This window comes from Trinickia camelliae (assembly GCF_053525655.1).
On sequence record NZ_JBCHAA010000039.1, the window covers coordinates 1 to 8787 of the forward strand.

Below are 8787 nucleotides of genomic sequence, written 5' to 3' on the forward strand. Positions count from 1 at the left end.
GACTACCTGAGATTTACCGCAGGGATGGAAGCGACGGTGTCCGTCGCGGCGAGACAGGGGTGTCTGGTTGTGTAATGTGGTTGGGTGTGCTCGTCAGCGTTGGCAGCGATAACCTCTGCCTTATCGCGGGCTAGCGCCGTCAACAAACTACCTCTAGTGAATCGGCAGCATCCATTTTTGGCACTTCGATGCCGTCAGCCAGTGAGGGGCCGCCTCTTCGGCGCCCACTCGGTAGGTGGGGCGTTCATTCCATTTGCCGCCGCCCACCGACTTGCGCTTGAACATTTTCCTGAGCCTCAGGCACGGCAGCAATGCCGATGGTTGGCCGTCGGCGGGCATGCTAGGATTTCTTCAAACAACTCCGGAGACTGCTATGCCGTTCATCTGCGAAAACGTTGAATGTCGTGCCGTGCTGGCTCGCGGGCAGGTCAGATCCAGTCACGAGGACGAGGGGTGGTGCTTCTATTGCCCGGACTGCAAAGCCAGGAACGAGTTGAAAGATATCGGCGTACCAGGCGGACCTGTCGAGTTGGTTCAGCCAGAAAGATCCGGCCTTCCGCACAAGATCATAGCGACTGCTCGACCATTGGAGGACGGGCGGTACGCAGCGCAATTGCGCGTTCAAAGGGCACTCGGTACGAAAGGAACTTACGCGGTCGAAGAGCACTGGGAGCAACTCGGTGTATTCCCCGACGCGCAAGAGGCCGTAGCGCATGCGAAGTCTATGGCAATCGACTTGCTGGGACGCAAGGCATAGTTACGAAGCCCCACTGGCAGCGAGCCTGACAAATAGTTTGGCTGCATCGTTGCCATGGGACAAGGCGCGCAGTGCAAGGGAGAGCGCTAGCTGGGCGTCATGGGAGGCCGCGCTACGATCCTGATCGAAGAGCTTTGCGGCGTGGCGCATATGCTGCGCCGCCTGCGTGTGAAGATCCATAGCCGCCGCATGATGTTTCGCAACGTCGGCGGCGCTTACGTTTGAGCCGGTCGATGGAGGCGTTATCGACGGCGTATTGGCGCTGTGCGCGCCAGCTTCGTGCGCCTCATCGATCGCGTGCAACGTATGGCCATGGGCCAGCATCGCCAGATGTGCGGCGTGAACAAGGTCTCGACCGTCCTCGAAATGCCGCGACGCCTCGCGGTGATGTCGCGCGGCCTGCTCGTGGTGCGACGCCGCGGCTTCGAGATGACCTTTCTTACTGTGCTTCGTGTTCATACCGGCTCCTGTGCAACTTCAGGACTGACTCCGATGGCGACCGATTTGAAGACACGGTGGCGGGTCGCAAGCTACACGATCCTAGTCCACATCAGGGTCACTGGGATATCGGCGCGAACCTATCCCATACGCTGACAATTCGTAAGAAAAAATATTTGCCGTGCAGTGGAATAGCTGCGCCATGCCCATGTTTACTCCATTGACTGGGCATGTCGCGGCTGGCCGGAGGGGCGCGCGTGCCCAAGTCGACGATAAATAAATGACTTGGTCTTTGCAGCTACGGACACCCACCACGAGCGAGATTGCTTTGAGTCACACGACGATTCAACCTGCATGGGTTCGCATCACACACTGGATTAACGCATTCGCCGTCGTGCTGATGGTGACGAGCGGCTGGCAGATCTACGACGCCTCGCCGATCTTCCCGATCTTACAGTTTCCTTCTGCCATCACGTTGGGCGGCTGGCTCGGCGGCGCCCTGCAATGGCATTTCGCGGTCATGTGGATGCTGGTCGCGAACTTTTTCGTCTATGCCGGCCTGAGTCTCACTACCGGACGGCTGCGCCGGAAGCTGCTTCCGGTCCGTTACCGCTCCCTGGTGGCGGATTTCAAGGCGGCGCTGCGCGGCAAGCTCGGGCACGACAATCTCGCTCATTACAACGCGGTGCAGAAGCTCGCCTACCTCGCGGTCATCGTCGATATCGTGGTCGTCATCCTATCGGGGCTCGCGATATGGAAGTCGGTGCAATTCCCGTTGCTGCGCACGGTCATGGGCGGGTACGACAACGCGCGAGTCGTGCATTTCGTCGGGATGAGTGTGCTCGTGGCGTTTTTCGTCGTGCACCTCGTCATGGTCGCGCTGGTGCCGCGCTCGCTTCTTTTGATGATTCGCGGACGCTAACGATGACGCTTCGAAAGAAAATCGAAACACTCAATCCGTTTCTGGCATCCCATGCCGAATCCATCGTCAAGGATGCGCAGCGCGAATTGAAGAATCCGGCGCGCCGGTTGCTTGGCAGGCGCATTCTGACGCTCGGTGGCATCGCGATGCTGTCGGGCTGCGATTTGAGCAGCGACAAATCGGTAAACACGATGCTGCGAAGAATCTCGTTCTTCAACGACGACGTGCAGGCCCTCCTGTTCGACCCTCGCAAGCTGGCGCCGACTTATCCCGAGTCGATGATCACGCGGCCGTTCCCGTTCAACGCGTACTACGACATCGACGACGTGCCCGAAGTCGACGCCACGACTTACCGGCTTCAGGTGAGCGGCCTCGCGAACGGCAAGCGCATTTGGACCCTCGACGAACTGCGCGCGATGCCGCAGGAAAGCCAGATCACGCGTCATATCTGCATCGAGGGGTGGAGCGCGATTGGCCACTGGGGCGGCGTGCGCTTCTCCGAGTTCCTGAGGCGCAGCGGCGCGGACCTCACGGCCAAGTACGTCTCGCTGCACTGCGCGGACAACTACTGGACCAGCATCGACATGCCGACCGCACTGCACGCACAGACGCTGCTTACGCTCACCTACGACGGCGACGTGCTGCCGCCGAAATACGGCTTCCCGATGAAGCTGCGCATGCCGACCAAGCTCGGCTACAAGAATCCGAAACATATCGTCGCCATCAGCGTGACCAACGCATATCCCGGTGGTTACTGGGAGAACCAGGGCTACAACTGGTTTGGAGGTTCGTAGTGTGTATTGATTCACCCTTAACGCAACCTTGCTTCACGGAGCATCTATGTCTATTCGCATGAAAGTTGTCGTCTCCCTCGCCGGGCTGGCGTTTGCCGGCGGCGTGTTCGCCCAGACGCCCGCCGCCAAACCTACGCGTATTCGCGGCGACATCGTCTCGCTCACCGGCGATGTCTTGAAGGTGCATCGCCGCAGCGGCGACACCGTCTCGATCGAGCTTCAGCCGGCTGCCACCGTATCGGCCGTCAAGACCATGCAGCTTTCGGACATCAAGCCGGGCGCCTTCATCGGCACGGCCGCGACGACGGGGACGGACGGAAAGCTCACGGCCACCGAAGTCGTCGTCTTCCCCGAAGCTGCACGCGGCACCGGCGAGGGCCACTACGCCTGGGACCTCGGACCGAACAGCACCATGACGAACGCGAACGTCGACACGGTGGTTCAAGCGACGGACGGACGCAACCTGAAGCTGTCATACAAAGGCGGCAGCAACGAGGTCACGGTTCCGCCGAACGTGCCCATCGTGACGTTCATGCCGGCCGCGCGTAGCGATTTGACGCCTGGCAAGCAGGTGTTCGTGGTGGCCACATCCGGACCGCAGGGTGCCTACGTCGCTCAGCGACTGGTGGTCGAAAAGGATGGCGTCGTGCCGCCGATGTAACCCCCCGATGCTTGTCACTGTCGCGCGCGTGGTGCGCGACAGTCCGCTGAATTCAATGGTCATGCCCCATCTATTAGTACAACTTTGCATGATCTGACAGGAAATACGGCGTAACAAACCGACGCGGCATCGTGGGCCCGCAAGCGGAATAGCGTCGACCGGCGGCGCGTTTTATCTATAGCAGGTCCGCGTCGTCGTGCACGTCTTCATATCTGAATTCGCTCTCCGGCAACGAGCCCTGCGAGGCGAACCGATGGGGTCTTCACGGTGTCGACGCGATGGTTCGCGTCGTGGTACCGGACCGTCGAGCAGGACGAATTCATGCGCAACTTTATCGGACTCGGAATGGTGCTTTGCACCTGTGTCGCGTGCACGACGCCGGTGGCGTCGCAGCCCGTCCCGGCTGATCCGCAGAACGGCACGACGACCACATCAGCCGCCTCGCCCACGTGCCGCATGGTCAACGGCACGGCGGATATCGATGGCGCCACGCAGACCATATCGGGCCTGGCTTGCAAACAGCCCGACGGCACTTGGCAGATCCAGCAGCAGGGCACGGGCGTCGATGTGGGGGATGCCTATCCGCTGCCCCCGTATCCGTACTATTCCTACTACGACCCCTGGTATTACTGGGCGCCTGTGGATTTCGGATTCGGCGCGTCGTTTATCTTTGTCGATCGCTTCCATCACTTCCATCATATGGACCATGTCCACTTCGGGCACCACGACGGCTTTCACGGAGGGCATGGCTTTCATGGAGGAGGCGGTTTTCACGAAGGTGGCGGATTTCACGGAGGTGGCCACTTCGAAGGAGGAGGCGGTTTTCATGGGGGCGGCGGGGGTCACCGCTAGCCGGTCGCGAGGCGATACTCGCCGAGCCCCCGCATTCAGCCCGCCGCTTCGAAGATATCGCGCAGCCACTGCGCGAATACCCTGACCCGCGATGAAAGCTGACGGTTGTGCGGATACAGCACCGACACGGGCATCGGTGGCGGCGGAAAGGTGGCGAGTACCACCTTCAATGCTCCTGCAGCCAATTCGTCCGACACGCGGTAGCGGGGCACCTGAACCATGCCGAGACCGGCAACGGCGGCGCCCGTGTACAGATCCGCCCCCGTGACCGACACGATCGACGCAAGCTGCATCTCGATCACTTCTCCGTCGACGGTGAATTCCATCGGCAGCGCTCTCCCCGAGCCGCTCGAGATGTAATTCACCGCACGATGCGCCTCGAGCGCCTGCGGCGTCGCCGGCTCGCCGAATTGCGCGAGATAGCGGGGACTGGCCACGGTGACCTGCGCCATCGAAGCGACGCGCCGCCCGACCATCGACGAGTCCTGCAACGTGCCCGCCCGCAGCACGCAGTCGATCCCCTCGCGCACCAGGTCGACCAGGCGGTCGTCCTCGCTGAGGTGAAGCTCGATGCCCGGATATTGCGCGACGAAATCCGGCAAGGCGGGCATGACGAAGTGTTTCGCCAACGTCCCCTGCACATTGACGCGCAAGAGTCCCTTTGGGGCGACGTTGTGAAACGAGCCCTCTGCTTCCTCCATATCGGCCACGAGGCGCACGCAGCGGCGATAGAACGCCTCGCCGTCATGGGTCAGGCGCACCGTGCGCGTGGTGCGCTCCAGCAAGCGGGCACCGAGCCGCTCCTCCATGCGTTTCATCAGATTCGTGACGGTGGCGCGGGGAATCTGCAGATCGTCGGCCGCACGGGTAAAGCTGCCGCGCTCGACGATCCGGATGAACACCTGCATCTCTTGGAAACGGTCCATGGCAGCGCGATGCAACCTATTGTTGAAGTGAATGGAATAATGATAGCAGTCAGCAGGTAATTATCTTTGTCGTCGAATGGTCGAGACTTCATCTCATCCACTCACCACCTGAATCACCGACAAGGAGCCAATCATGACCCTCATCCAAAACAGCCAGGTTGCCATCGTGACCGGCGCATCGCGCGGGATCGGCGCCGAGGTTGCACGGCGTCTCGCCAGCGATGGATTCGCCGTTGCCATCAACTACGCGTCGAGCTCGACGGAAGCCGAGGCGCTGGTCGCCGAACTCACTGCACAAGGCGCGAAGGCGATTGCAGTCAAGGCCAACGTCGCGGACGCCGGCGAAGTCCGTGCGATGTTCGACATGACCGAACAGCAGCTCGGCAAGATCGACGTGCTGGTGAACAACGCCGGCGTGCTGAAGACGATGCCGCTCGCCGATACGCCGGATGCGCTGTACGACCAGACCTTCGACATCAACGTCCGCGGCACTTTCAACACGCTGCGCGAAGCCGCGGCGCGAATGAACGAAGGCGGCCGCATCGTCAACTTCTCGAGCACGACGCTCGCGCTGAACATGCCGGGCTACGCGGTCTACAACGCGACCAAGGCGGCGGTGGAGGCATTCACTCACGTCTTCGCGAAGGAACTGCGCGGTCGCCGCGTCACCGTGAACGCCGTTGCGCCAGGCCCGATCGCGACCTCGCTGTTTCTCGATGGCAAGACGGAAGAGCAGATCAAGACCTTCGCGAACATGCCGCCGCTGCAACGCCTCGGTCAGCCCGAGGACATTGCGGCAGTGGTCTCGTTCCTCGTTAGCGCTGACGCGGGCTGGGTCAATGGCCAGATCCTTCGTGCGAATGGTGGCGTGGCCTGAAGCTGAAGCCTCCCTTTAGCGAACCCGAAAAAACGGAGCAACAAGATGAAATCAGTCATCCTGATCACAGGCGCGGGAACGGGTATCGGCAAGTTGAGCGCGCAGGCGCTGGCCGAGGCAGGGCACTTCGTATACGCGACGATGCGCGACGTCGAAGGGCGCAACAAGTCTCGCGCCGACGCGCTGCGCGTGCTCGCCGAAGACAAGGGCATTCAGCTGCACCCGCTGGAACTGGATGTCCTCTCGCAGGATTCGGCCGACGCCGCTGCTGCAACGATCGTTCGCGAAAAAGGCCGTATCGACGGCGTGATGGATCAGATCGGCGCGCGTCTGACCGAACTCACGCCACCTAACGCCGATCCTCAAGCGGTCGCCGATGAGGTGGTGCGGATTGTCGGGCTGGAGCGCGGCGCGCGCCCGATGCGGTCAGTCATCGACTTTGTCGATGACGGCGCGAAGGAAGTGCTGGAAGTCTCGGAGCGCGTGCGGATCGAGTTCGCGAAACGGATCGGCATGGGCGATCTGCTTACGGCCAAAGTGAGCGTGTGATGTAAGCCAGGCGCAGGGTGCGCAGCGCTCGGACCTGGCGTGATGCCTTGGCTAAAGCGCGGCTTCTTCGGAGCGTGAAGAGGCCGCGCTAGCGCGCTTAGAACGCGTGCCGCAGCCCGACCGTCACGGCCACTTGCGTGCTCGTCGACGACGGCGAAAGGGTGTTGATCATGGCATCGCCGAGCACCGAGCCAGCAGGCGCGCCGTGCACGTTCTGATAGACGCCTTCGAGGTAGACATCGGTGCGCTTGCTCAGCGAATAATCGGCCTGCAGCATGGCGGTGTTCCATCCCGGCGTTGCATTCGTCGCGCCGTCCGAGTAAGCGCCGTCCGTGTACGTGTACGCGGCCGACAGCGTCAACGCCGGCGTGAGCGCGTATTTCGCGTTCACTTCGAAGTTGTCGAGGCGCAGGTTTCCGCCGAGCGGCATGTAGTTGCCGCTGCCCAGCGAGATGACGCTCGCCATGTTGTCGATTTGCGTATGGCTCCAGACCAGACCGACGGTGGCCGGCCCGAACGTATAGTTGCCGCCGGCGCCCCAGATGCGCTGACGCTCGGCGACAAAGTTGGCGCTGCCATCCTTGACTGGGATGGCGCCGTTCGGATTGGTGCCGAGCACGCCGCCGCCCGGATTGTTGAACTGGAGATAGCCGGCCGCCAGGTTCACCGGGCCTTGGCTGTACCCCACGCTAAAGCCATAGACGCGGTTGTTCGCAAAGCTGCCCGCCGCATTGCTGAACGAATACATGGCCTCGCCCGTGATGCCGGCGATGGTCGGGCTCGTGTACTTGACCGTGTTGTTGACGACGACGGAGTCGGCGGCCAGGTTGTCGTTCTCGAACGGATGCGCCGCGATGTTGCCGCCCCACGTGTTGCTTTCCGAAGAGAGCGGTCCTAGCAGATCGTTCAACACGTCGAACTGCCGGCCGAACGTGACGGTGCCGTAGGGGTCGCTCTGCAGCCCGACCCATGCCTGCGAGCCGAATCCGTCGCCTGCGAATGCCTGGGTGCCGTTGTTCAGATTGAAGCCCTGTTCCAGCTTGAAGACCGCATGCAACCCGCCGCCCAAGTCTTCAGTGCCCTTGAGGCCGAAGACCGTGTTCTGGGTGGAGCTGGTGCCCATCTGCCAATTGCTGTGACCGGTCTGGTTGTTCGTATAGACGATGCCGGTATCGATGAGACCGTACAGGGTCACGCTGCTTTGCGCATGGGCCGAAACCGCAAACGCTCCGGATACTGCGAGAGCCAGTAGAGACTTTTTCACTTTTATCTTCTCCGTAAGTTTTAACGAACTCCAAAAACCAATAGGGCTGGTCAACCTGGCTTTAGCAATAACATCGTCGCCATTTCGCCGGCGGTGGCGAGTGCGATGGCGAGATAGAGCGGATTAGCCTGAAAAAAGTCGAGCAGGCTCGATTCATCGCGATGGTTGCGCCACATGCCGAAAGCGCCGAGCGAGAGAATCAGACCGAACAGAAAGCTAAAGCCGAAAACGACGCCGATCCACTTGTTGTGCCAAACGACATGCTCGGCGAATGCGGCCATCGTGAGACTAGCGATTTGACACAGAAGAACGACCAGCAGAAAACCATGATGCCCATCGCGCTTTTTCATGGATTCAAAGCGGCTTGAGCAGGGGCGAGCGACTCCATTTCAGGTCTGGCATGCCGTCGGCATCCGGCGGGGCGTCACACGGCGCCCGCCACGAAAGCAGGCGGAGGTGACGACCCCTGCGTGTTTGTGATTGGTAGAGTTGTCCGGACCGGCATAGGCGGTCCGAGCGGGCTGGAGGTTATTCGATGGCTTCGCCGTGCAGCACCAGGTCCAAGCCTTCGCGCTCTTCGTCTTCGGCCACGCGCAGGCCCATCACCATGTCGATTGCCTTCAGCAACACGAAGCTCACCACGCCGCTATAGAGCAGGGTCGTCGCGACACCTTTGAGTTGCAGCATGACATTGCCGTCCGCGCCGCCGATGTCCTTCACCGCGAACACGCCGGTCAGGATCGCGCC

12 protein-coding genes and 1 pseudogene are annotated in these 8787 nt (G+C 61.3%); 7 read left to right on the forward strand and 6 right to left on the reverse strand.

Features of this window, described 5'->3' with window-relative positions:
* Window positions 1-153 precede the first annotated feature (153 nt).
* A complete protein-coding gene (locus tag AAHK20_RS33300; RefSeq protein WP_449185783.1) occupies window positions 154-339 on the reverse strand; it encodes a hypothetical protein in 186 nt (61 codons plus the stop codon).
* A gap of 34 nt (window positions 340-373) precedes the next feature.
* Here AAHK20_RS33300 and AAHK20_RS33305 point away from each other — a divergent pair, with 34 nt between their 5' ends.
* Window positions 374-757 carry a hypothetical protein gene (locus AAHK20_RS33305; protein WP_449185781.1) on the forward strand — a complete coding sequence of 128 codons (384 nt, stop codon included), beginning with the start codon at window positions 374-376 and terminating at the stop codon, window positions 755-757.
* Here the strand turns inward: AAHK20_RS33305 and AAHK20_RS33310 are convergent, their stop codons facing one another.
* Window positions 758-1216: a hypothetical protein gene (locus AAHK20_RS33310; RefSeq protein WP_449185772.1), complete on the reverse strand. Its 459-nt coding sequence runs from the start codon at window positions 1214-1216 to the stop codon at window positions 758-760.
* A gap of 259 nt (window positions 1217-1475) precedes the next feature.
* Here AAHK20_RS33310 and AAHK20_RS33315 point away from each other — a divergent pair, with 259 nt between their 5' ends.
* The 4 genes from AAHK20_RS33315 (at window position 1476) to AAHK20_RS33330 (ending at window position 4424) form a co-directional block, all read left to right on the forward strand.
* Window positions 1476-2117, forward strand: a complete 642-nt coding sequence (locus AAHK20_RS33315) for a cytochrome b/b6 domain-containing protein (RefSeq protein ID WP_449185773.1) — start codon at window positions 1476-1478, stop codon at window positions 2115-2117.
* 2 nt (window positions 2118-2119) lie between these two features.
* Complete coding sequence (locus AAHK20_RS33320; protein ID WP_449185774.1) at window positions 2120-2911, forward strand: molybdopterin-dependent oxidoreductase; 792 nt, start codon at window positions 2120-2122, stop codon at window positions 2909-2911.
* Between the two features lie 46 nt (window positions 2912-2957).
* Window positions 2958-3572, forward strand: coding sequence for a hypothetical protein (locus tag AAHK20_RS33325; protein WP_449185775.1), 615 nt, complete (start codon window positions 2958-2960; stop codon window positions 3570-3572).
* A gap of 321 nt (window positions 3573-3893) precedes the next feature.
* Window positions 3894-4424: a hypothetical protein gene (locus tag AAHK20_RS33330; RefSeq protein WP_449185782.1), complete on the forward strand. Its 531-nt coding sequence runs from the start codon at window positions 3894-3896 to the stop codon at window positions 4422-4424.
* Window positions 4425-4459: 35 nt separating this feature from the next.
* Here AAHK20_RS33330 and AAHK20_RS33335 read toward each other — a convergent pair whose 3' ends face one another.
* Window positions 4460-5350: a LysR family transcriptional regulator gene (locus AAHK20_RS33335; RefSeq protein ID WP_449185776.1), complete on the reverse strand. Its 891-nt coding sequence runs from the start codon at window positions 5348-5350 to the stop codon at window positions 4460-4462.
* A 133-nt stretch (window positions 5351-5483) separates the two neighbouring features.
* Here AAHK20_RS33335 and AAHK20_RS33340 point away from each other — a divergent pair, with 133 nt between their 5' ends.
* Together AAHK20_RS33340 and AAHK20_RS33345 are read left to right on the forward strand one after the other, a co-directional pair.
* Window positions 5484-6227: an SDR family oxidoreductase gene (locus AAHK20_RS33340; protein WP_449185777.1), complete on the forward strand. Its 744-nt coding sequence runs from the start codon at window positions 5484-5486 to the stop codon at window positions 6225-6227.
* A 45-nt stretch (window positions 6228-6272) separates the two neighbouring features.
* Window positions 6273-6776, forward strand: coding sequence for an SDR family NAD(P)-dependent oxidoreductase (locus AAHK20_RS33345; protein ID WP_449185778.1), 504 nt, complete (start codon window positions 6273-6275; stop codon window positions 6774-6776).
* A gap of 97 nt (window positions 6777-6873) precedes the next feature.
* On the opposite strand, the gene AAHK20_RS33350 is transcribed toward AAHK20_RS33345, so the two are convergent.
* From AAHK20_RS33350 to AAHK20_RS33360, 3 genes and pseudogenes are all read right to left on the reverse strand, one after another.
* Window positions 6874-8040, reverse strand: a complete 1167-nt coding sequence (locus AAHK20_RS33350) for a porin (RefSeq protein WP_449185779.1) — start codon at window positions 8038-8040, stop codon at window positions 6874-6876.
* Between the two features lie 50 nt (window positions 8041-8090).
* Window positions 8091-8390, reverse strand: coding sequence for a hypothetical protein (locus tag AAHK20_RS33355; RefSeq protein ID WP_449185780.1), 300 nt, complete (start codon window positions 8388-8390; stop codon window positions 8091-8093).
* Between the two features lie 178 nt (window positions 8391-8568).
* Window positions 8569-8787 (reverse strand): annotated as a pseudogene (locus AAHK20_RS33360) (ammonia channel protein); the annotation flags it as partial.

Coding starts and splice junctions, on each gene's coding strand:
- AAHK20_RS33325 (WP_449185775.1), top strand. CDS start 2,958: ATGTCTATTCGCATGAAAGTTGTCGTCTCCCTCGCCGGGCTGGCGTTT.
- AAHK20_RS33320 (WP_449185774.1), top strand. CDS start 2,120: ATGACGCTTCGAAAGAAAATCGAAACACTCAATCCGTTTCTGGCATCC.
- AAHK20_RS33330 (WP_449185782.1), top strand. CDS start 3,894: ATGCGCAACTTTATCGGACTCGGAATGGTGCTTTGCACCTGTGTCGCG.
- AAHK20_RS33335 (WP_449185776.1), bottom strand. CDS start 5,350: ATGGACCGTTTCCAAGAGATGCAGGTGTTCATCCGGATCGTCGAGCGC.
- AAHK20_RS33340 (WP_449185777.1), top strand. CDS start 5,484: ATGACCCTCATCCAAAACAGCCAGGTTGCCATCGTGACCGGCGCATCG.
- AAHK20_RS33345 (WP_449185778.1), top strand. CDS start 6,273: ATGAAATCAGTCATCCTGATCACAGGCGCGGGAACGGGTATCGGCAAG.
- AAHK20_RS33315 (WP_449185773.1), top strand. CDS start 1,476: ATGACTTGGTCTTTGCAGCTACGGACACCCACCACGAGCGAGATTGCT.
- AAHK20_RS33300 (WP_449185783.1), bottom strand. CDS start 339: ATGCCCGCCGACGGCCAACCATCGGCATTGCTGCCGTGCCTGAGGCTC.
- AAHK20_RS33355 (WP_449185780.1), bottom strand. CDS start 8,390: ATGAAAAAGCGCGATGGGCATCATGGTTTTCTGCTGGTCGTTCTTCTG.
- AAHK20_RS33310 (WP_449185772.1), bottom strand. CDS start 1,216: ATGAACACGAAGCACAGTAAGAAAGGTCATCTCGAAGCCGCGGCGTCG.
- AAHK20_RS33305 (WP_449185781.1), top strand. CDS start 374: ATGCCGTTCATCTGCGAAAACGTTGAATGTCGTGCCGTGCTGGCTCGC.